Here is a 22581-nt window from a genome sequence, read left to right as displayed (position 1 = left end):
TCGCCTGTTCTTTTCTGCCCCTCAAGGCGCGACTTTAACCTGCTCCGAAGGTTTCGCCAACAAACCCAACCAAATCAGAGGGTCGGGTGAGTGTCAGACCTGCCACAGTGCCGGTTTTGCCACCCGCCGGAGCAATTGCCGCCGTGAAACCAAGTTTTTGCGCTTCTTTCAACCTGTTTTCGGTCTGTGGGGCGGGTCTAAGTGCCCCGGATAGCGAGATTTCTCCGAAAACGACCGTATCTGCGGGCAGGGCGGTGTCTTCGCGGGCGCTGAGCAGAGCGGCGGCCACTGCCAGATCAGCGGCAGGTTCACTGATTTTCAGGCCCCCAGCGACGTTCAGATAGACATCGAGCCCTGCAAAGGGAATGCCACAGCGTGCCTCAAGCACCGCAAGGATCATCGCCAGACGCCCGCTGTCCCAGCCCACAACGGTGCGGCGGGCCTGCGAATGGGGCGAGGGGGCAACCAATGCTTGCAATTCCACCAAAACAGGGCGGGTGCCTTCGATACCGGCAAACACCGCCGATCCGGGGCTGGGCGTGCCGCGTTCGGACAGGAAGAGTGCGGACGGGTTGGTGACTTGGGCCAGACCTTTGCCCGTCATCTCGAAAACACCGATCTCATCGGCGGGGCCAAAGCGGTTCTTGACCGCGCGCAGGATGCGGAACTGGTGGCCGCGCTCGCCTTCGAAATATAGCACTGTGTCGACCATATGCTCGACCACGCGGGGGCCTGCGATCTGGCCTTCCTTGGTGACGTGGCCGACCATGATAATCGACACACCATGGCGCTTGGCAAAGGTCGTCAACTCATGCGCAGCGGCACGCACCTGGCTGACCGACCCGGGAGCGCTGTCCACATTGTCGGCCCACATGGTCTGGATCGAGTCGATGATGGCCAGGCCCGGTTTCTCGGCCTCCAGGGTGGTGAGAATGTCGCGCAGGTTGGTCTCGGCTGCCAATTGGACCGGCGAGTCCTCAAGCCCCAGACGGCGCGCGCGCATTCGGACCTGCGCGCTGGCTTCCTCGCCAGAAACGTAGATGGTTTTGACACCCTCTCGCGCGAACCGAGCTGCTGCCTGCAGCAGCAGGGTGGATTTGCCGATGCCTGGGTCGCCGCCCACCAGCAGGGCCGAAGCGGGGACCAGACCACCGCCCAGCACCCGGTCGAGTTCTTCGACCCCGCAGAGGGTGCGGGGGGGCGGGATTTCCTCGGTGGCGAGGTCCGTGAGTGCGATGGACTGGCCGCGTTTGCCACCGAGGGATTTCTTTGCGGGGCCAGCCGAAAGGGGCGTTTCCTGCGTGATGGTGTTCCATTCGCCACAGGCGTCGCAGCGCCCGGACCAACGTGAGTGTGATGCGCCACAGGCGGAGCAGGTGAATGCGGTTGTCTTAGCCATGGCGCAATTCGTGCCCGAGGATGGGCGGTTCTTCAAGCCCTTGCGGGCTTTCATCTCCGCCGGTGGGGCGTCGTGCGCTCAGGCCCTGCGGGCCATCGCCCCCGACGGGCGCGGATGCGCCTACTCAGCGGCGCGCGGAGGCGACATGGCGATGACGCTGGATGCGCTTGGATCCTTGTCATCCGAGGGGGTTTGCAATTGAGCGGACAGTTCCGGCAACAGTTCGAATAATTCATCGCGCAGGCGTCTGAGCTGCGACTTGGCGATGGATTCCTCGATCTCGATATCGCGCGTCCACTGGCGTAGCTCGTGCTGGATCGTTTGGGCATCCTCGATCCGATGCTGGAACTGCTCAATCTCTTCCTGACGCTGTTGCAGGAACATCCGCGCCCGCGCGACCTTGGCATCGCCGTAGGTTTCGGCCAGGTCCTGACTGACCTGGCTCATCTGGGCGGCAAGCTCCAGAATCTGCGGTTCCAACGCCTGCAGGTCTGGGTGGTCGCGCAGAAAGGCCATGCGTTCCTTCACGGCGTCGAATTCCGAGCCCAGGGAAAACGCACCGCTGCGATCGGCAGCATGGGCGACCTGATAGGCATCGACAATATCGCGCATGTTCAGGGCGAATTTGCGATGGTTGTTCTCCAACGCCATCATGCGTGCATTTGCGGGAAGGTAGAATGCGAGCATCAGAATCAGGCAGGTGAGCCCGATCTGGATGTACATTCCTGCATCAAGTGTTTCGGTCCCAAAACCCGCCTGCATGGAAAGCCACGGCAGGACGTCGAGCGCGGAAAGCATGGTTGCAGTGACGGCCAGAAAAGCTGCCGCACAGATTAGGAAAAAAGTCAGTCGAATAAAGGCATTCTGAAATTGCAATGTAAGAGTATGGAGGCCGGACATAGACGTGCATCTCCTTCAAAAACCGGTACAGGCCGGGCCGAAGCGGAGGAACACATCAAACAGTCATTGTGATCCGCCAGGGACCGGTGCGTTACAAAAAACTTTGCTGCTCGAATACTAAAGATGATACTCAGATTAATGATTTCAATCAATTAGGTCTGAGAATTTCGTGAACTGGATGTCATTTCCGTAATGTAACCCAGCGCGATCGAGACCAGAATGCAGCCCGTGAACAGGTACAATCCCCACGCCGTTTCGATGGTGGCGTATGAGATACCCTTGGCCAAAGTAATGTAGAGCGCGATCAGGAAAATGTCGGCCATCGCCAGTTTGCCCATAATGTTGAGCGCTGGCTGAACGCGGGGGTCCAGCATGTTCCACTGAACCAGCGCGGTGCCGATCGTTTTGACGTAGGGCGCGAACAGGGCAAAGACGGTGACGACCAGGGCAAGGAAGATGTCGGATTTCCACAGCGACTGGAGCCCGGTGATGACGCTGATCTCTGATAGCCCGAAGATCGGGAGGAGACCCGCTCGCATCAGCGGGGCGAACCACGCGATGGGGTAGAGGATCAGGAGGGAAAGGGTGGCGATGCGGAGGGTCATTAGATCCAGTCAGATGAAGATAACTAAGCTCATTGCCCAAACCTAAAGATCTAAGGGGTCAGTGAAAGCGCACCATCACGTAAAACCATGTAATGAGCGGGCCCATCAAGACAAATAGTATTCCCAAAGACTTAGAGAGCCAATTTAGCCCTAAATTTCGGCTTTGAAAGATAACAAGCGAGGAGACTGAAATAAAAACAAATATGTTTTCGATTGCCCACAAATTTGCTTGAAAAATGCTGACTTGGATCCAGCTTGAGAACACTAAGGTCAACAAATCCGTCAAGCTGATCTGTACCCACAAAATTGATAACAGATCTAACACAACTATAATGATGAACATTGAAAGCACTTTGAATCGGGAACAGCTGCGAACCGCAACGTAAATCGCAAATATCCAACACAAAGGCCAACCGAAAATGGCAATAAGCGAAGCGACCCGCTCGATCACCGCACCGCCTCAATCGGCCCCTCAGCACTCCCGCTGATGAACTGCTCCACATAAGGATCACCCGAGCTATCCATCTGCGCCACAGGCCCGGTCCACTGGATCACGCCGTCATGCAGCATCGCCACGTTGTCGGCAATCGCGCGGACCGAGCTCATGTCGTGGGTGATGGTCATCGCGGTGGCGCCCATCTCGGTCACGATCGCGCGGATCAGGTCGTTGATGACGCCGGACATGATCGGGTCGAGGCCCGTGGTGGGCTCATCGAAGAAGATGATCTCGGGCTCGGCGGCGATGGCGCGGGCCAGGCCGACACGTTTCTGCATCCCGCCAGACAGTTCCGAAGGGTAACGGTCGGCGACGTTGGATTTCAGGCCCACGCGGCGCAGTTTTTCGATGGCGATCTCGCGCGCGTATTCGGCGGGGCGTTTCAACGGGCCGCGCAGCAGGCGGAAGGACACGTTTTGCCAGACCGGCAGCGAGTCAAACAGGGCGGCCCCCTGAAACAGCATGCCGAAGCGGGCCAAAAACGCGTCTCGGTCGCCTTTGGTGGCGTCTTTGCCGTCCACGTAGATCATGCCGCTATCGGGTTTGATGAGGCCGAGAATGCATTTCAGCGCCACAGATTTGCCGGTGCCCGAGCCGCCGATGATGACCATCGACGTGCCCTTGGAAATCTCAAGGTTCATCCCCTGCAGCACATGATTGTCGTCAAAGGCTTTGTGTACATTCTCCATCCGGATCATAGCGAGAAGAACACCCCTGTCAGAACGAAATTGGCGGCGAGGATCAGGATGGCGGCGGACTCGACCGAGGATTTGGTGGCACGACCCACACCCTGCGCGCCCCGGCCCGAGTTCATCCCGTAATAGCAGCCCATAATGGCCGCGATCAGGCCAAAAGCCGCGCCTTTGACCATGGATGAGACGATGTCGCGCGCCTCAAGGAAATTCACGGTATTCTTGAGATAAGCCGCCGGATTGAAGCCCAGGTTCTGCGTGGCGACCGTATAACCGCCTGCGATGCCGATGACGTCTCCGACCGCGACCAGCAGCGGAACGGTTATCAGCGCCGCCAGAACGCGCGGGGCGGTCAGGTATTTCATCGGGTGGGTCGACAGAGTGACCAGCGCATCGATCTGCTCGGTCACCTTCATCGTGGCGATCTCGGCCGCGATGGACGAGGTCACCCGCGCGGCAATCATCAGGCCGACCAGTACCGGGCCAAGCTCTCGCACCATGCCGATGGCGACGATCTGGGGCACCACGGCCTCGGCGTTGAAACGTGCGCCGCCCGCGTAGATTTGCAGCGCCAGCGCGCCGCCGGTGAAAATGGCGGTCAGGCCGACGACGGGCAGCGACAGCCAGCCGACGTTCAGCAGTGCAATCAGAAACTCGCGCGGATAAAAGGGCGGGCGGACGATATGCGAGATCGCGTCCACCGCAAACAGCGCAACACGGCCAAAGGTCGCCAACATGTTCAGGATTGCCCGTCCCAATCCGCCGGGCAGCGCGACAGGGCTCATTCCACATATCCCCGCGAAAACCGCCGGCCCATCGAGGTCAGGATTTCATAGCCGATGGTTCCGGCAGCTTCGGCCAGATCGTCAACGGTCTGATGGCCGTTCAGGATGCGCAGTCGGTCGGGGTCATAGGGCAAATCGGTAACATCCACGGTGATCAGGTCCATTGAGATACGTCCTACCACCGGGCAGGGTTGATCACCAGCAAAGGTATCGATGCCGCCGCCAATGGCGCGATGCAGCCCATCGGCATAGCCTGCGGCCACGGTTGCTATGCGCGACGGGCGGCGCGCGGTCCAGCTGTTGCCGTAGCCCACGGTCTCACCAACTTCGACTGACCGTACCTGTATGACCGGTAGATCGACGGTGACGACCGGCTTCGCCCCTGCAAAGGGCATTCCACCGTAGAGGCCAATACCGGGTCGGCAGAAGTCAAAGTGAAATTCGGGGCCCAACAACGTGCCGCCGGTAGCTGCCAGAGATCTGGGTGCTGATACGCCGTCGGTCATATCCTTAAAGCACTGCAATTGCTGACGATTCATCGGGTGGTCAGGCTCATCCGCGCAGGCCAGATGTGACATCACGACAACCGGGTCTTTGGCCAGCGCCTCGGACCGCAACGCGGCCCAGTCGGCGGGCTCGAGCCCCAGACGGTTCATGCCGCTGTCTAACTGGATGCCGAACGCGTGATCGGGCAGGGCCTCATGGTGGCGCTTATATTGCTGAGGCGAATTGATCAGAGGCGTCAGGTCGTGGTCACGCAGCAGGTCATGGTCACCCTTCATGTGTCCGGAGAACACAGCCACCAGCGGTTCTGGGCCGACGGCCTCACGCACGGCGACGCCTTCTTCGGCTACGGCGACAAAGAACTTCTGCACACCTTCTTCGGCCAGCGCGCCTGCAACGGGTCCCGCCCCCAGACCATAGCCGTCAGCCTTGACCACGGCGCCGGTTTCAATATTCGTTTTTGCATCCAGCGCACGCCAGTTTTGCGTCAGGGCGTGTAGGTTGATGGTCAGATGTGCAGTACTCATGGCCCGTTCATGACATTGGGGTGACTGAGGTCAAGAGGGTACGCGGCGAAATCCCCTGCATTCGGGCGCGCATTTGCCGAGTTGTGGCAAAACAGCCAAACGTATCAAGGCGCCGCGCGCTGGAAGGACGGAGTAACTTGAACAATCAGATTGTGAACCTGTTGCCTCCAATGCCGCACTGTTGCGATCATCGTTGATCCCCGTCAGGCGGTCGGCCGATGCCGGTCGGACCCGTGTCCCAACAAGGGTTTGTTATTGTCGACATGGCGCGAGATCAGTTTCATTTGCCGACGCCCATCGGGAATGTAGCAAGCTGGAACCTGAGTCAGCGTTTCCGCGATATCCGGAAACAGCAGCTTAAGCTCCGCACGCGCTTCGGCTGGCATCGAGGCAAGCGCCTGCGGGCCAGTGAACAGGCTTTCACTGGGTGCTCCTTCGGCCAGCAGGATCACATGCTGGTCAAAGATAAGGTGGTGATAGGTAACCTGCGTGACGTCCGTGTCCACAAAAACACCGGGCAAGTCGGTCAATCGGATCGCAGAGATCAACACATTACGTGTGCCAAACATGCGTTTCGCAATGGGCGAGTCGGATTGCATCCGGTGTTGGCGCGATACCATCAGGTCCCGACGCGGCAATCCTTGCCCAAAGGCCCCGGTCACAATGCGAACGGGGCGCAGGTGCGGCAGCCGTATCAATTCGGACAGACGAACCGCACGGGACAGGCGCAGTCGCAGAATGTGAACGGTGTCATCTGCCGACACAACCTGATCACCCGGTGCCAGCTCTTCGACGGGCACGGGACCATTGATTGTCTGGATATGGGTGCCCGAAGCGAAACAGGGGGCACCGGGGCTTGGGTCCGGATCGACGACAAAATTCACCCCGTCCGTTGAGCTGAGCGATGATGTCGAGTCGTCGCCATTGGTACCCACCTGCGTCGAGGTCGTGCCATCCGCAGGACCCTCGGTCGCGGTAACTTCGGCGTCGAATGACACAAAGCTCAAAACAGTGCCATCGTCAGATAGCGATATGGCCCCAAACCGGTTGATCCGCGCATTCACGACGTAATAGTCGAAGTTGCCAACTGTCGTCATCGTGCCGTCGCTGACATCGGTCGAGCTGCGCACGGTTCCGTTCGGGTTGTAGACGTCGACCGTCAGGTCCGAGACGTCGGTGCCGGTTGGAACCCGGATTTCGATATAGTCGTCGTCTGGGCTGAACCCAGGCCCGTTGCGATACCTGATTTCCGAAATAATGGCTGGCACGTGCTGGTCGCCTCGACAAAAATCAGCGGTCTGCGCCGCATTTGCAAATTTAGATTAGCACAACGCATGACCAACACCAATAAAGCGAATGCCCTTTGGTGTTGAACGTGTTTACGGTGTATTTGTGATCGTTCAGTAGCCTTCGATCTCGCCACCCTGTTGCCAGGGTTTGACCAGATTGCCAAAGCGGGTGAACTGCGCCTCGAACGACAATTCGACCGTTCCGATGGGGCCGTGGCGCTGCTTGCCGACGATGACCTCGGCTTTACCGTGCAGGCGTTCCATTGCCTGCTTCCACTCTTCCATCTTTTCCAGCTCATGATCGCCGGGCTTTTCACGCTCCTTGTAGTATTCCTCGCGGAACACGAACATCACGACGTCCGCATCCTGTTCGATCGAGCCCGATTCCCGCAGGTCGCTGAGTTGAGGGCGCTTGTCGTCGCGGCTTTCTACCTGACGCGACAGCTGGGACAGGGCCACCACCGGGATGTTCAGCTCTTTTGCGATCGCCTTCATGCCCATCGAAATCTCGGCAATTTCGTTGACGCGATTATCGGCCATACCTCGGCAAAGTTGCAGATAGTCGATGACCAGCAGGTCCAGCCCATGCGTTCTCTTCAGCCGCCGCGCGCGCGCGGCGAGCTGAGAGATCGGGAGGGCGGGGGTGTCATCTATGAATAGCGGGCAGGCTTCCAATTCCTTGGCCGCGTCCACGAAACGGCGGAACTCGGCCTCGGTCATGTCACCCTGACGGATCTTGTGGCTGGAAATTTCCGAGGCCTCGGCCAGAACCCGGCCTGCAAGCTGTTCGGCGCTCATCTCAAGCGAGAAAAACCCGACCACGCCACCGTCAATCGCACCCTCAGAACCGTCAGGTTTGGTGCCACGTTTGTAGGCTTTGGCCACGTTGAACGCGACGTTAGTCGCAAGCGAGGTTTTTCCCATCGACGGGCGTCCGGCCAGAATGATCAGGTCGGATGGGTGCAGCCCTCCCAATTGCTTGTCCAAGTCGGCCAGACCGGTGGAAATCCCCGCCATGCCACCACCGCGCTGATACGCCTCGTTGGTGACGTTGACGGCTTCTGTGACCGCCTTGAGGAAGGATTGGAAACCCTGTTCGGTCTGGCCCTGCTCGGATAGCTGATAGAGCTGTTGCTCGGCCTCGACGATTTGTTCTTTTGGCTCGCTGCTGACATCGACGCGAGCGGCCTTGTCGGAAATATCCCGACCCAGCCGGATCAATTCGCGCCGAATGGCGAGATCATAAATCATCTGGGCATAGTCATGCACCGCAAAGGCACTGATCGACGCGCCGGCCAGCTTGACCAGATAGGCCGGGCCGCCCAGTTCCTTCAGGCCCTCGTCCTCGGCCATGAAGGATTTCAGCGTCACAGGAGAGGCCAGCGCATTTTTGGCGATGCGCGCTGCGGCGACCTCGTAGATACGGGCGTGGACCGGGTCAAAGAAATGCTCGGCCCCGATAATCGACGCCACCCGGTCGTACAGATCGTTATTGGTCAGGATCGCACCCAGAAGCTGCTGTTCCGCTTCAATGGAATGCGGCATTGTCTCGGCATTCTGAATCTGCGCCGCTGCCTGCTCGATGCTGCTGATCTCGTTCATATTGTCCCCGCTGCCCACGGTGTTCTTACACGCTATTTCGGCGTGGCGGCTATCTGGAAATACCTGTGGCTAACTATGGATAAAGCCTTGGGATAACTTTTGAGACGGCCTGATATACGCAAAGGATTTGGTGTATTATGTGGGTTTCTAGACAAAAGTCACCACATATTGTTGCGGTCGGGCTGATTCTGCCTGACTTATCCCCAAATCACTCACAGTGGTAAATTCAGCTTTTATTGGCGTCCTGCCAACCGCGCGGGTCGTTCAGAAACGCTTCAACCCCGTCAAGTGTTTCCTGATCAAAGGCTTTCTGCGCCTTGGCCTCGGCCAGAACGTCCCACCATGTGCAAAGGCTGTGCAGCGTGATGCCATGGTCGCCCAGCGTCTTTTCCGTGTCGGGAAAGATGCCATAGTAGAAGATCACCGCCGTGTGCCCGCAAGTCGCGCCGGTTTCGCGGATCGCATCCACAAAAGACAGTTTCGACCCGCCATCGGTGGTCAGATCCTCGACCAGCAGGACGCGCTCGCCTTCGCTCATCGCGCCTTCGATGCGGGCGTTGCGGCCATAGCCTTTGGGTTTTTTGCGCACATAGGTCATCGGCAGGGCCAAGCGTTCAGCAACCATCGCGGCAAAGGGAATACCGGCGGTTTCGCCCCCTGCGATATTGTCAAACGCCTCAAAGCCTGCGTCGCGCATGACGGTGACAGTCAGAAAATCCATCAGGGTCGAGCGGATGCGCGGATACGAGATCAGTTTGCGGCAGTCGATATAGGTTGGGCTGGGCAGGCCCGAGGCCAATGTAAACGGCTCGCGCGCGTTGAAATGGACGGCCTTGATCTCCAGCAGCATGCGCGCGGTCAGACGGGCGATTTCGGTGCTGTCGGGAAAGGAACTGGGGATCATGGCGCAAACCTCGGGGCTGAAAGACGTTGCGGGCTGATAGCCTGAGCGTCGGCCCAGAGTCGAGAGGGGCAAAAAAGAAAAGCGGACCCCGAAGGGTCCGCTTTGCCCTCGCGGGCGCAGCAGCCAAGGTGGGCTCAGCTGCTCATGTCGTAAGCGCGTTCTCCGTGTACCGAAAGATCGAGCCCGTTTGTTTCAGTCTCGGCATCTACGCGAAGCGGGGTGATCATTGCAACCACCTTGACCAACACAAACGTGACAACTGCCGTAAAGACACCCACGATCAGCAGCCCCCCCAGTTGCGCGGTCCAGGTGCCAAGGCCGAACAGGGCGATCATGAGCGTCCCAAAGATTCCACCGACACCGTGAACGGCGAACACGTCCAGCGTGTCGTCGATGTTCAGCTTGTTGCGGATCACGAAAACTGCCTCTTGGCACAATATGCCTGCGACAGCACCGATAATCAGCGCCTGCACCGGGCCGACAAAGCCCGAGGCCGGGGTGATCGAGGCCAGACCAGCGATGGTACCGGTCACCAGACCCACCATCGAGGCTTTGCCAAAGCGCACCTTCTCCCACAGGGCCCAGGACAGAGAGGCGGTCGCGGCGGACAGGTGCGTGACCGTCATCGCCATTGCCGCGCCGCCGTCAGCCGCCAGTTGCGAGCCGCCGTTGAAGCCGAACCAGCCGACCCACAGCATCGCGGCCCCGACCATGACATAGCCGGGGTTGTGCGGTGGCGTTGTGCGATTGCGGCGCGGTCCCAGAGCAACCGCGATGATCAGCGCAGCCAGACCTGCGGTTTCATGCACAACAATGCCCCCGGCAAAGTCACGAACGCCGACTTCGCCCAGAATGCCGCCATCGGCCAGAATGCCACCGCCCCAGATCCAGTGAACTACAGGCGCATAGCACAGCAGCATCCACAGGGCCGAGAAAGTCAGGACAAAACCAAAACCCACGCGTTCGACATAGGCGCCAACGATCAGGGCAGGCGTGATGATGGCAAAGGTCATCTGGAAGGCAAAGAACAGAATCTCGGGCAGGGTGCCTGCAAGGCTGTCTGCGTCGACACCGTTCAAAAACGCTTTGCCCAGCCCGCCCCACAGACCGCTTTCACCTGGGCCAAACGCGATCGAGTACCCTGCGACCAGCCAGAGAATGCTCATCAGGCAGGCAATGGAAAAGCAATGCATGAACACGCTCAGTACGTTTCGCGCCCGCACGAGGCCGCCATAGAACAGGGCAAGCCCCGGTAATGTCATGAACAGGACCAATGCCGTTGCGACGATGATCCAGGCTGTGTCGGCTCCGTTCATGGGCCGGTCTCCTTTCCCTGAAAAACTGTGTCGTCTGGCGCAAATCTGTGCCAAACGATGTTGCGTGAGTGGTTTTGCGGGTGTTGAAGCGGAGAGGCGTTGAGGAAAAAAGAGGCATAGACACAAAAAGCCGCCTGTTTTGGCGGCTTTTTCTCAAGTGACGATTATTCTTGCAGCGATCAGGCGGGTATGCCCTAATTTTGTGCGGGTTGTGAAAGGGCGTCCAACAGCAGGTTCAGCGCATGGTCTCGGGCCGCCTTACGCACGGTGTCACGCCCGACGGCACCAAACTCGATTGTTTCGGTGCGGGTCGCTCGGCCCTTTGCTGCCAATCCAAAACACACGCGGCCTTCCGGCTTGAACTCGGAACCGCCGGGACCTGCGATTCCGGTGACCGAAACCGAAAGCTGTGCATTGGAATTCTGCAAAGCGCCCTCGGCCATTTCGCGGGCGACCTGTTCGGATACTGCGCCGTGGGCATCGAGCGTATCGGCGCGCACCCCCAACATGTCCTGTTTGGCGGCGTTGGTATAGGTGACAAAGCCGCGGTCGACCACGGCCGAACTGCCGGGGATATCGGTGAGTGCAGCCGCAACCATGCCTCCGGTACAGCTTTCTGCCGTTGCGATCATTGTTCGCTGTGCCTTGGCGCGGTTCAGGACATCAGTCGCGCTCATGCCCCCAGAACCCCGTGCGCAAGCCCGGCCAGCAGCAGCACCCCGACTGCTGCAAAGGCCCCGGCAATCACGTCGTCCAGCATCACGCCCATCGGGTCGCCACGACGGTCGGCCCAGCCGATTGGGCCAAGTTTGGTGATGTCAAACAGACGGAACAGCACAAACCCGGCAATCCAGCCGGGCCAGAGCGCGGTTATGGCGATACCGTGCGCCCAGGCAGGATAAGAGATCGCCCAGATTGCAATGAACTGGCCTGCGACCTCATCAATGACGATCTCTGACGGGTCATGGTTGTCGGATCCTTCGGTCATGACCCGCGTTGCCCAGAGACCCGCGCCGAAGGCTGCGAGTGTTGCCAGCACAAGCAGCGGGAAGCCACCGATCACATGAAGTATCCAAGCCAACGGAAGCGCGACCAGCGATCCCCAGGTTCCCGGGGCAGGGCGCAGGTACCCGACGCCGCATACTGTGCCGATCAAGCGCGCCAGCGTCATGACGCCACCAAACAGGCTGTCGCAAGCGAGGCAATGCCTTCGCTGCGGCCGGTAAAGCCCAGACGTTCCGATGTGGTGGCCTTGATCGAGACCTGATCGGCGCTCAAGCCCATGATTTCAGACATTTTCTGTTGCATCTCTGGCGCATGCGGGCCGATCTTTGGAAACTCGCAGACCAGTGTACAGTCAATGTTCGATATGCGGTATCCCATCGACGACGCCAATTCGACCGCGTGGCGCAGGAATATCTCGCTGGCCGCGCCTTTCCATTGCGGATCAGAGGGTGGAAAATGCTGGCCAATGTCGCCTTGTGCAAGTGCGCCATAAATCGCGTCGGTGACGGCGTGCATTCCGACATCCGCATCCGAATGCCCTTGCAGCCCGCGGCCATGCGGAATTTTCACGCCGCAGAGGATCACATGGTCGCCTTCGCCAAAGCGATGCACGTCATAGCCATTGCCAAGTCTTACATTCATACCTTTTCCCAAGATACTTTCGGCTCGGGCAAAATCCTCGGGCCGGGTGATTTTCAGGTTGTCCGCATCGCCAGGTACGATGGCCACGTCCAACCCCGCAGCGCGGGCAACCTCGACATCGTCCGCAGCACCGCCGGAATGTGCTGCGTGGGCCGCAACGATGGCGTCATAGTGAAAGCCCTGCGGCGTTTGCGCTGCAAACAAGCCCGTCCGGTCCTGGACCCCGGTTACAACCGACCCGTCTCCGGTCCAGAGCGCATCCGTGATCGCAAGCCCGGGTGCAGCGGCTGGATGGGTCCTTAGCGCGTCCAGAACGTCATCGATCACGCGCGCGCTAACGCAAGGGCGGGCAACATCGTGGATCAGGACATGTTCAACACCTTTGCCCGCCAAGGCATCCAACCCGCTGCGTACCGAGGCGGCGCGGTCGCTGCCGCCCTGAGCCAGTATCAGGGGGGTCTCCTGAAACTCGGCCCAGGCATCCTGATCGTCAGGGGAAAGGACCAGAACGACGTGATCCACACGCCCTGAAAACTGCTCAATCGTCCAATCTGCCACCCGCCGACCAGCCAGGCTGCGCCATTGTTTGGGCACGTCTCCTCCGGCGCGGTGTCCGCGGCCTGCGGCGACGATGATGGCGGCGGTGGTCATGTGTGGGCGATCCTTTTGATGTTGGAGGTTGTTTAGGGTGCGGTGAATGCAGAGGCAATGACCCCAAGTCAGTTGCCTAAAAAATAGGCATATGATGATTTTGCAGGCTTGAATGCCGCCATTTTATTGTTCACATGCTGCTATTTCGATATCAGAACCTCAATTGCTCAAGGATTAAGCACGTTGACCCTGCGTCTTGCTGACAAGGACCTGACCCCTCCGGTGCTGCTGGCACCCATGGCCGGAATCACCGACCGGCCGTTCCGCGACCTCGTCATGCGTTTTGGCGCGGGGATGGTCGTCAGCGAAATGGTGGCCAGTCAAGAGATGGTGCAGGCCAAACCCGGTGTGCGCGAACGGGCCGAGCTGTCTGCGGATGTGGAAAACACCGCCGTACAGTTGGCCGGGCGCGAGGCGCATTGGATGGCCGAAGCGGCGCGGCAGGTTGCGGATCGCGGCGCACGCGTGATCGACATCAACATGGGGTGCCCGGCCAAGAAAGTGACGAACGGCTATTCCGGTTCGGCGCTTTTGAAGACGCCGGATCATGCCCTGACATTGATCGAAGCGGTTGTCAGCGCCGTCGACGTCCCCGTGACGCTGAAGACCCGATTGGGTTGGGACGACACGTTGCTGAACGCCCCCGAGGTGGCCAAGCGCGCGCAGGACGCGGGTATTCAAATGGTCACGATCCACGGTCGCACCAGATGCCAGTTCTACAAGGGCCGCGCCGACTGGAGTGCGATCCGCGCCGTGAAACAGGCGGTCTCGGTGCCCGTCATCGCCAACGGAGACATCGTTGATACACCCGCCGCCCGATCCGCGCTGGACCAGTCCGGGGCTGACGGTGTCATGGTCGGGCGCGGTGCGCAGGGCAAGCCGTGGCTTCTGGCTCAGATGTGCCACGAATTGTACGGCTCGGACGCGCCCGAGATTCCGGCAGGAGCCGACTTGGTTGATATGGTGCGGGCGCACTATCAGGCAATGCTGGCGTTTTATGGGACCGACCTGGGCCTGCGCGTCGCGCGCAAACATCTGGGCTGGTACATGGACGAGGCGAGCACGCCCGCGCCCTTGCGAAGATCAGTTCTTACCTCACGCGATACCGAAGACGTGCTGCGTCTGTTGGAACACGCACTATCGCCCGAGCATGAGGTCGCAGCATGACATCGGACCAGAATATCTGGGCCTCGCTGCCCGTACCGGCTTTCATCATAGATGCAGAAGACCGGATTTCGGACGTGAATTCTGCCGGTGAGGGGTTTCTGAACGCCTCGCGCAAATCTGTGATCGGGCAGCCGGTGTGGGACCAGATCGCCGTGGACGCCCCGCTGGAGGCTGCGTTCCTGCGCGCTCGCCAACAGGGCGCGCCGCTTTTTGTCAACGACGTCGATGTCGGATCGGGCAATCGCGCACCCTTGCAATGTGCCTTGCAGATTGCACCGCTGATGGGACATTCCGGGTCGATGATCATGATGGTTTCACCGCGCGAGCTGTCCGGGCGCATGACGCGTGGAAACTCGGTGAAATCGGCCGCGCAATCCGCCATCGGCATGGCAGAGATGCTGGCGCATGAGATCAAGAACCCGCTGGCCGGAATTACCGGGGCGGCGCAGCTGCTCAGCATGAATATTCCGGCGCAAGACTTGGAACTCACTGATCTTATCGTTGCTGAAAGCCGCCGGATTGTGAAGTTACTGGAACAAGTCGAGCAATTCGGAAACCTGTCTCAGCCAGAATTCAAACCGGTCAATATCCATGACGTTCTGGATCGCGCTCGGCGTTCTGCATTGCTTGGGTTCGGGGCGCATATGACGATCGTCGAGGACTACGACCCGTCGCTGCCGCTGGCCTATGGCGACCCGGATCAGTTCTTGCAGGTCGTACTGAACCTGCTGAAGAACGCGTCCGAGGCTGCCGGAACCGACGGTGGCACGATCCGTCTGCGGACGTATTTCGAACATTCTTTCCGCCTGCGCCGCAGCGACGGATCGGGCCACTCGCTGCCATTGCAGATCGAGATCATTGATGATGGTCCGGGTCTGCCCGACAAGATCCGCAGCGACATTTTCGATCCCTTTGTCTCTGGCCGGGATAACGGAACCGGTCTGGGGTTGGCACTGGTCAGCAAGATCGTGTCCGACCACGACGGTTGGATCACTGCGGATTCGGTGCCGGGAAAGACCGTGTTTCGGTTGTCCCTGCGCCGCGCACCGAAAGAAAATAGCACCGAGGAGAGCATCTGATGGATGGCACAGTACTGGTCGCCGACGACGACCGCACGATCCGCACCGTACTGACACAGGCACTGACCCGCGCCGGTTGCAAGGTGCACGCCACCTCTTCGTTGACCACGTTGATGCGATGGGTTGGCGAGGGCAAAGGGGACGTCGTGATCTCGGATGTGGTCATGCCGGACGGGAACGGGCTTGAGATGCTGCCAAAGATCGCGCAGGACCGGCCCGGTTTGCCAGTGATCGTGATCTCGGCACAAAATACGATCATGACGGCCATTCAGGCGGCCGAGGCGGACGCCTATGACTATTTGCCAAAACCCTTCGATCTACCGGACCTGATGAAGCGTACAGCCCGCGCGCTGGACCAGAAATCGCGCGTTCAGCCTGAAATGAACCGCGAGAGCGGCGACCGGCCTGATGAACTGCCATTGGTTGGGCGAACGCCGGTCATGCAAGCGCTGTATCGTCTGGTTGCGCGCGTCATGAACACGGACCTGTCGGTGATGATATCCGGTGAAAGCGGAACCGGAAAATCGTTGATTGCGCGGGCTATTCACGATTTTTCGGATCGCCGGACCTTACCTTTTGTCACGGCAACCGCTGCCGATCTGAGCGATCTTGAGGGCCCTGCGCGCGTGATGGCACGGGTGCGGGGCGGAACGCTGTTGATCGACGAAATCTCGGACATCAGCGACGAAATTCAGGCCCGGATTGTGCGGATGATGGATACCCCCGGCGATCACGTGCCGCGGTTCATGGCAACCAGCCAGTCGGACCTGACCGACGCGATGGAAAGCGGGAAGGTTCGACAGGACCTCTATTATCGTCTCTGCGGCGCGACGATCCATGTGCCTGCCCTGCGCGAGCGTGTCGATGATATCACCCTGTTGGTCGATCACTTTCTGGCCCGGGAAGAGCGTGATAGCGGTGCAAAGCGCTGGCTCAGCCCCGATGCGGTTGAACTGGTCCGTCGCTATTCCTGGCCCGGAAATGTGCGACAACTGGAACACGCGGTTCGGCGGCTAAGTCTGACCAGCCGAACCGACGAAATCTCGAAGCTTGAGGTTGAAATGGCACTGGGTTCGCAGCCCGAGGCCGAGCCAGTACTGGGCGATGGAGATCGCGAAAAGCTGTCATCCTCGGTCGAGCGCCATCTGCGTCGGTATTTTGATCTGCACGGGAACATTCTGCCGCCTCCAGGTCTCTACCAGCGCATTCTGCGCGAGGTCGAGGCACCCCTGATCGAGATTGCCCTGGATGCGACCGGCGGTAATCAGGCAAAATGTGCTGATTTGCTGGGGATTAACCGGAATACGCTGCGTAAAAAGATCACCGATCTCGATATTCAGGTGACACGTCGCCGCAAACTGATGTAATATCGCCACACAAACCGTGGCATCCGGGTTCGTCCCGGCCAACGACCACGACATATGGCGGTTAGCCGCGCAAGCGGCACATCAGTATGAGGGCAGACGGTGGCAACCCGGGCACAGAACCGGCCGATCCTATCGATCAATCGGTGGCGCAAGTCACGGAGATTGCGCAATATTGGCAGCCTCGGACTGGTTGTTCTTGGACCCATCCTGACGCTGGCAACTTATCTTGTTATTGGACCATTCGATCTGGGGGCAACGGCGCCCACATTGCGGCTGATTCTGTTGGCCGATCTGGTTTATGTTTTGGTCGTTGCGGCGCTGGTTCTCAGCCAGTTGGGCAGTCTGATCGCCGCGCGGCGGGCCAAATCAGCGGGGTCTCGCCTGCACCTGCGACTGATCGGAGCGTTCACGCTGTTGGCATTGGTGCCGACGGTGACGGTGGCGATCTTTGCCGGTCTAACCGTAAATATCGGCCTTGAGGGCTGGTTCTCGGACCGGGTGCGGCAGGTGGTCGGGTCGTCGCTGACAGCGGCCGAAGCTTATGAGCAGGAACACCGACAGGGCCTAACGCAGGATGCCTCGGTTCTGGCGCGGTTTCTGGACAATGCGCGCGCGCGGGATTTTTATATCTCGGATGCGGAACTTCGCGAAGTTCTCGCGCAAGGGCAGGCCCAGATTCAGCGCGGTCTGCGCGAAGCCTATGTCATCGATGGCAGCGGTGAGATTCGCGCGCGCGGAGACCGGTCGTACCTATTTGACTACGAAGAACCGACACCCGAGCAGATCGTCAAGGCCAACGATACCGGACTTGCCATCATCGACGATTGGGACAACAGCGAATTTCGCGCGCTGGTGCCGTTGCAGGCCTATGCGGACCGATACCTCTATGTCAGCCGCGAGGTCGACGGGGATCTGCTGACGCTGCTCGACGACACCAAGGAAACCGCGCAGTTCTACAGTCAGCTAGAAAGCGAACGGGGCAGGGTCCTGTTCGAGTTTGGCCTCTTGTACCTGGGCTTTGCGGTGATCCTCATTTTGGCCGCGGTTTCGCTGGGGATGTGGTTTGCCGAACGACTGTCGCGCCCGGTCGGACGGCTGACAACTGCCGCGCAGCGCGTGGGAGCCGGGGATTTGAGCGTCCAGGTCATCGAAGAGGCCAGCGACGACGAGATCGCTATGCTCGGACGGTACTTCAACCAGATGACCCGTCAGTTGAAAGGCCAGCGCGACACGCTGCTGGAGAACACCCGGCAGATCGAAAGGCGGCGGCGGCTGTTCGATTCGGTGCTCAGTTCGGTGACCTCGGGCGTGGTTGGTGTTGACTCCGAAGGCTGCGTGACCTTTGTGAACCGGTCCGCCGAAAGGTTGTTGGACTGGTCGCGGGGTGAGAGCCAGCTGGCCATCGGCATTGCAGTGCCCGAGTTTCTGCCCTTGTTCGAAAGCCTGAAGGAAAGCGGCCAGGAGGCCGTGCAGGGTGAGATCAAGGTCACCCGCAAAGGCCGCGCAGAAAACCTGCTGGTACGGATGGCGACCCGTCGCGGCGAAGATGGCGGTCTAGAGGGCTATGTGGTGGCATTTGATGATGTCACCGATCTGGTCAGCGCCCAACGGATGGCGGCCTGGGGCGACGTGGCCCGTCGGATTGCCCACGAGATTAAGAACCCTTTGACCCCGATCCAATTGAGCGCCGAGCGCATTAAGCGAAAGTTCTCGCGCAAACTGGATGAGGAAGATTGTGACAGCCTGGAATCCATGACGGATGTTATCGTTCGCCAGACCAACGACCTGCGGCGGATCGTGGACGAATTCTCGAAATTCGCGCGCATGCCCGAACCGGAACGGCATGAAGAAAACATTGTGAATCTGGTGCGCGAAGCCGTGTTGTTGCAGCAGGCCGGACAGCCGGATGTTCAGATCGATGCGGATTTGCCGGACCATCCACTGCCGGTGGACGTCGATGCGACCATGTTGAACCAGGCGCTCACAAATCTCATCAAGAATGCAGGCGAAGCGATTGGAACACTGAAAGAAAAGGGCGCACCGGACAATTTGGTACCGCAGATCAAAGTGGCGGTTTCCGGAAACGATTCTGGGACGTTGATTACCATCGCCGACAACGGCATCGGCCTTCCGGAAGATCGGGCACGGCTGTTTGAACCCTATGTGACCACCCGAGACGAAGGCACCGGCCTTGGCCTGCCCATCGTCAAGAAGATCATCGAAGAACATGGCGGAGCGCTGACTTTGGAAGACGCGCCCGTTTTTGACGGACAGGACCATTTCGGCGCGATGGCTGTCATTCGTTTGCCCGGGGTCGATCCGACCTCAACCGCTGCGTCAAAGAAACAGGCACTTAAAATAAACAAACTGAAAGCAGGCTAAAGATGAGCGATATTCTGATCGTAGACGACGAACGCGATATTCGCGAACTGGTGTCCGACATTCTAGAGGACGAAGGCTATTCCACCCGGTTGGCTGGAAATTCTGACGACTGCATGGCTGCAATCAATGCTGAACCCCCTGGGTTGTTGATCCTGGACATCTGGCTGAAAGACAGCCGCATGGATGGGATCGATATTCTGAAAGCGGTGAAACGCGACAACCCCGATGTTCCGGTGGTGATTATTTCGGGCCACGGCAACATTGAAATCGCTGTCGCGGCGATCAAGCAGGGGGCGTATGACTTTATCGAAAAGCCGTTCAACATTGATCAGTTGATGGTGGTGATCCGCCGCGCGATGGAAACGTCGCGTCTGCGCCGCGAGAACGCCTCGCTCAAGCGCAAAGAGGTCAGCAATTCCGATATGATCGGCAAATCGGCCTCGTTCCGCGCGATGCAAAGCAATCTGGACAAGGTGACCAAGTCGAACGGGCGCGTGATGCTCAGCGGCCCGGCCGGATCAGGCAAGGAAATCGCCGCGCGCTACATTCACGCGCATTCCAACCGCGCCAACGCGCCCTTTGTGACCGTGAACTGCGCCGGGATCGAGCCTGAGCGCGTCGAAGAGGTTCTGTTTGGCCGCGAAAGTGCCGAACGCGGCATCGAATCCGGCCTGTTGGAAGAGGCACATGGCGGAGTGATCTATTTCGACGAAGTGGCCGATATGCCGCTTGGAACACAGTCGAAAATCCTGCGGGTTCTGGTGGATCAGCAATTCCAGCGAGTCGGCGGGTCCGACAAGGTTCGCGTTGATTTGCGGGTCATCTCGTCGACCAACCGCGATCTTGAAGAAGAAATCGCAGCGGATCGATTCCGGGAGGAACTGTATCATCGTCTGAACGTTGTACCGATCGCCGTGCCCTCGCTGGAGGAACGGCGTGAAGATATACCGGTTCTGGCGCAACATTTCATCGAAATGTGCAATGAAACTCAGGGCTTGCCGATACGCGAGTTGACGGATGAGGCCATCGCATTGCTTCAGACGATGACATGGCCCGGAAACGTGCGCCAACTCAAGAACCTGATCGAGCGTGTTTTGATCCTTGGCGACGGCACTGGTCCGGTTGAGGCGCGCGAGTTGCCAAGTGACGAAGAGAAATCGGACGAATCCGGTCGCGTCGTTCTGTCAGGCGCTTTGGCGACGCTGCCGCTGCGCGAGGCCCGAGAGGCTTTTGAGCGCGAGTACCTCCTGACGCAGATCAACCGGTTCGGCGGCAATATCAGTCGAACCGCCAGCTTTGTTGGCATGGAACGCAGTGCATTGCACCGGAAACTGAAGTCGCTGGGCGTTGTGACCTCGAACAAATCCGGTGCGCGGGTCGCACAGATTGACGAGCCGGAACCGGCAGAGTGATCTGCCGGGATTTCTGACCTTTCGGCAGTCCGGGAGGACGGTTTGGAAAAGACCTCTCCATCGCGAGGGAAACCCCGCCTTAATCCGCAGGGGTTTCCGGCGTTTGGCAAGCGCCTCAGGCGCCTGCGCAGATCGGTGGGGCTGAAACAAGCCGCGCTGGCAGACATATTGCAGGTTGATCAGACGACGGTGTCACGATGGGAGAACGGAACTCAAACGCCGCCCCCGGCCACGCAGCAATCTGCGTTTTCAGCCTTTGGTCCGACAAGATCAGACGACGCTGTGCTCAAGCGGCTTGTCATGCACTCGGCCGACTGTCTGCATCTGGTCGAGGAAAGCAGCCACAGGTGTCTGGCCTATTCGGCGAGTCGGGCGCGAGACTGGAAAACCAGCCAGTCCGCATTGCTGGGTGTTTCGCTCTGGCAGTTTGCCACCGATGAGATCCAGTCTGCCGAGGCGGAACTGGATGCAGAAGGTTGGTGGGACATGCATACGCCGACGCCGAAATCTTTTCTGACCTCCGAGGCGGTGCATGACCAAATTCGGATCAGCGCCGGCCAGATCGTATGGGAGAGGTTGTACCTGTCTGATGGCACGCCGGTCAGATTGGTCAGCGGTAGGCGGGTAGGGGACGCATAATTTATGCGTTCCAACGTCTGACGGCTCTCGCTAAAAGCGGCTTATGTCTGTGTCGGCGCGCATTTTCCTTCAGGTTCTTCTACTTTGGGCCGCAGGGCTCGGGGCGGCCACGCAATTTGCCAAGATCGCCGTTCCTTTCGCCCAAGTGGCGCTGCGCTATTCCGATAACGCCGATGCGATTGGCTGGCTGCTGTCGATCATCAGTTTGATGGGTGCTGTCCTGGGCGCTTTGTCCGGTGCGCTTGCTGGTTGGATCGGACCCGTTCGTCTGTTGATTTCGGGTCTTGTACTGGGTGGGCTCATCTCGCTGTTTCAGGCATTGGGGCCGGGCTTTTACCCCATGCTGATCAGCCGGGTGATCGAGGGCTTTTCGCATCTCGCAATCGTTGTCGCGGCGCCCACTCTGATCGCTCAGATCACAACCGGTCGGGCGCGCAACTCCGCGATGGTATTGTGGAGCACATTTTTCGGCGTTGCCTTCGCGGCCAACGCCTGGGTCGGGTTGGATTTTGTCGCACGGTTCGGGTTGTCGCCGTATTTTGCACTGCATGGCTTGCTGATGGTTCTGATTGCTGGCCTGGTTGCAGCTAGCCGCATTCGGATCGAACCGCATAGCCGCAGCGATCTTACGTTGGGGTGGAACGCGGTACTGAGCGTGCATGCGCGAACCTATGGCTCGGCCCATGTATCGGCCCCGGCGATTGGATGGTTCTTTTACACTCTGACCTTTGTGTCCTTGCTGGCCATCCTTCCCGGTCGCTTGCCCGCAGAGATCAGCGGCACGATTGCGGGTCTGATGCCTCTGGCCGGGATCGTCTTATCATGGCTTGTGGTTCCGCTGCTGTTGAATGCACTGCCGAGTGTCACCGTGGTCAACATTGGCTTTGCCCTGGGAATAGCTGCGCTGGTTGCGGGGTTTGCCGGTGCTCCGCTACCTGTTGTCTGCATCGCTTTGTTTGCGGTGCTGGGATTGGTGCAGGGGGGCAGTTTTGCCGCAGTGCCGCACCTGAACGACACGGCGGAAACACAGGCGCTCAGCTATGGTGCGATGGCGCAGATGGGGAATGCGGGGAACCTGCTGGGAACACCTGTGCTGCTGGCTGTTTTGTGGCGCACGAGCGAGGCCGGGATGCTTACGGCCGTGATCGGAATATACCTCGCTGCAATCCTTGCCCACTTATGGCTTGCGCGTCGGCGCCGCACAGAGTCCTGACGCGT

Annotated in this window: 20 protein-coding genes; 7 read left to right on the top strand and 13 right to left on the bottom strand. The window is 59.4% G+C overall.

Features of this window, described 5'->3' with window-relative positions; all coding sequences use genetic code 11:
* Positions 1 to 34: 34 nt before the first annotated feature.
* From radA to ACR0JA_RS03770, 13 genes are all read right to left on the bottom strand, one after another.
* Positions 35 to 1399, bottom strand: coding sequence for a DNA repair protein RadA (radA, locus tag ACR0JA_RS03830; RefSeq protein WP_480570209.1), 1365 nt, complete (start codon positions 1397 to 1399; stop codon positions 35 to 37).
* 120 nt (positions 1400 to 1519) lie between these two features.
* Entirely contained in the window at positions 1520 to 2299 is a 780-nt protein-coding gene (locus ACR0JA_RS03825; protein WP_480570206.1) for a DNA repair protein, read from the bottom strand.
* A 152-nt stretch (positions 2300 to 2451) separates the two neighbouring features.
* Positions 2452 to 2904, bottom strand: a complete 453-nt coding sequence (locus ACR0JA_RS03820; protein ID WP_480570203.1) for a paraquat-inducible protein A — start codon at positions 2902 to 2904, stop codon at positions 2452 to 2454.
* Between the two features lie 447 nt (positions 2905 to 3351).
* The gene (locus tag ACR0JA_RS03815) at positions 3352 to 4098 is read right to left on the bottom strand and encodes an ABC transporter ATP-binding protein (protein WP_480570201.1); all 747 of its coding nucleotides are present in this window, start codon (positions 4096 to 4098) and stop codon (positions 3352 to 3354) included.
* Positions 4095 to 4877 (bottom strand): MlaE family ABC transporter permease, encoded by a 783-nt coding sequence (locus tag ACR0JA_RS03810; RefSeq protein ID WP_480570198.1) that lies wholly within the window; start codon positions 4875 to 4877, stop codon positions 4095 to 4097. The genes ACR0JA_RS03815 and ACR0JA_RS03810 overlap by 4 nt, the downstream gene beginning before the upstream one ends.
* Positions 4874 to 5908: an alanine racemase gene (gene alr / locus ACR0JA_RS03805; RefSeq protein ID WP_480570196.1), complete on the bottom strand. Its 1035-nt coding sequence runs from the start codon at positions 5906 to 5908 to the stop codon at positions 4874 to 4876. Before alr ends, ACR0JA_RS03810 begins: the two co-directional genes overlap by 4 nt.
* A gap of 203 nt (positions 5909 to 6111) precedes the next feature.
* Positions 6112 to 7176 (bottom strand): Hint domain-containing protein, encoded by a 1065-nt coding sequence (locus ACR0JA_RS03800; RefSeq protein WP_480570193.1) that lies wholly within the window; start codon positions 7174 to 7176, stop codon positions 6112 to 6114.
* A gap of 132 nt (positions 7177 to 7308) precedes the next feature.
* Positions 7309 to 8799 carry a replicative DNA helicase gene (locus ACR0JA_RS03795; protein WP_480570191.1) on the bottom strand — a complete coding sequence of 497 codons (1491 nt, stop codon included), beginning with the start codon at positions 8797 to 8799 and terminating at the stop codon, positions 7309 to 7311.
* Between the two features lie 226 nt (positions 8800 to 9025).
* Positions 9026 to 9703: an orotate phosphoribosyltransferase gene (locus ACR0JA_RS03790; protein WP_480570189.1), complete on the bottom strand. Its 678-nt coding sequence runs from the start codon at positions 9701 to 9703 to the stop codon at positions 9026 to 9028.
* Between the two features lie 134 nt (positions 9704 to 9837).
* The gene (locus ACR0JA_RS03785; protein ID WP_480570186.1) at positions 9838 to 11019 is read right to left on the bottom strand and encodes an ammonium transporter; all 1182 of its coding nucleotides are present in this window, start codon (positions 11017 to 11019) and stop codon (positions 9838 to 9840) included.
* A 194-nt stretch (positions 11020 to 11213) separates the two neighbouring features.
* The gene (locus ACR0JA_RS03780) at positions 11214 to 11696 is read right to left on the bottom strand and encodes a CinA family protein (RefSeq protein ID WP_480570184.1); all 483 of its coding nucleotides are present in this window, start codon (positions 11694 to 11696) and stop codon (positions 11214 to 11216) included.
* The gene (locus tag ACR0JA_RS03775) at positions 11693 to 12190 is read right to left on the bottom strand and encodes a phosphatidylglycerophosphatase A family protein (protein WP_480570181.1); all 498 of its coding nucleotides are present in this window, start codon (positions 12188 to 12190) and stop codon (positions 11693 to 11695) included. Before ACR0JA_RS03775 ends, ACR0JA_RS03780 begins: the two co-directional genes overlap by 4 nt.
* Positions 12187 to 13317: a bifunctional 2-C-methyl-D-erythritol 4-phosphate cytidylyltransferase/2-C-methyl-D-erythritol 2,4-cyclodiphosphate synthase gene (locus ACR0JA_RS03770; RefSeq protein WP_480570178.1), complete on the bottom strand. Its 1131-nt coding sequence runs from the start codon at positions 13315 to 13317 to the stop codon at positions 12187 to 12189. Before ACR0JA_RS03770 ends, ACR0JA_RS03775 begins: the two co-directional genes overlap by 4 nt.
* Before the next feature lie 183 nt (positions 13318 to 13500).
* Between ACR0JA_RS03770 and dusB the strand changes: the two genes are divergently transcribed.
* From dusB to ACR0JA_RS03735, 7 genes are all read left to right on the top strand, one after another.
* Positions 13501 to 14484, top strand: a complete 984-nt coding sequence (gene dusB / locus ACR0JA_RS03765) for a tRNA dihydrouridine synthase DusB (protein WP_480570175.1) — start codon at positions 13501 to 13503, stop codon at positions 14482 to 14484.
* Complete coding sequence (locus ACR0JA_RS03760; RefSeq protein WP_480570172.1) at positions 14481 to 15563, top strand: two-component system sensor histidine kinase NtrB; 1083 nt, start codon at positions 14481 to 14483, stop codon at positions 15561 to 15563. Before dusB ends, ACR0JA_RS03760 begins: the two co-directional genes overlap by 4 nt.
* Positions 15563 to 16930, top strand: a complete 1368-nt coding sequence (locus ACR0JA_RS03755; protein ID WP_480570169.1) for a response regulator — start codon at positions 15563 to 15565, stop codon at positions 16928 to 16930. The genes ACR0JA_RS03760 and ACR0JA_RS03755 overlap by 1 nt, the downstream gene beginning before the upstream one ends.
* Positions 16931 to 17029: 99 nt before the next feature.
* On the top strand, positions 17030 to 19312 hold the full coding sequence (locus ACR0JA_RS03750) for a sensor histidine kinase NtrY-like (RefSeq protein WP_480570166.1): 2283 nt from the start codon (positions 17030 to 17032) through the stop codon (positions 19310 to 19312).
* A gap of 2 nt (positions 19313 to 19314) precedes the next feature.
* Entirely contained in the window at positions 19315 to 20724 is a 1410-nt protein-coding gene (gene ntrX / locus ACR0JA_RS03745; protein ID WP_480570164.1) for a nitrogen assimilation response regulator NtrX, read from the top strand.
* 42 nt (positions 20725 to 20766) lie between these two features.
* Entirely contained in the window at positions 20767 to 21363 is a 597-nt protein-coding gene (locus ACR0JA_RS03740; RefSeq protein WP_480570161.1) for a helix-turn-helix domain-containing protein, read from the top strand.
* Positions 21364 to 21406: 43 nt separating this feature from the next.
* Positions 21407 to 22576, top strand: coding sequence for an MFS transporter (locus ACR0JA_RS03735; RefSeq protein WP_480570158.1), 1170 nt, complete (start codon positions 21407 to 21409; stop codon positions 22574 to 22576).
* The last annotated feature ends 5 nt before the right edge of the window (positions 22577 to 22581 follow it).

The sequence above is a fragment of the Ruegeria sp. AM4 genome, from assembly GCF_056540665.1.
This window is presented reverse-complemented; position numbering and strand designations above follow the sequence as displayed.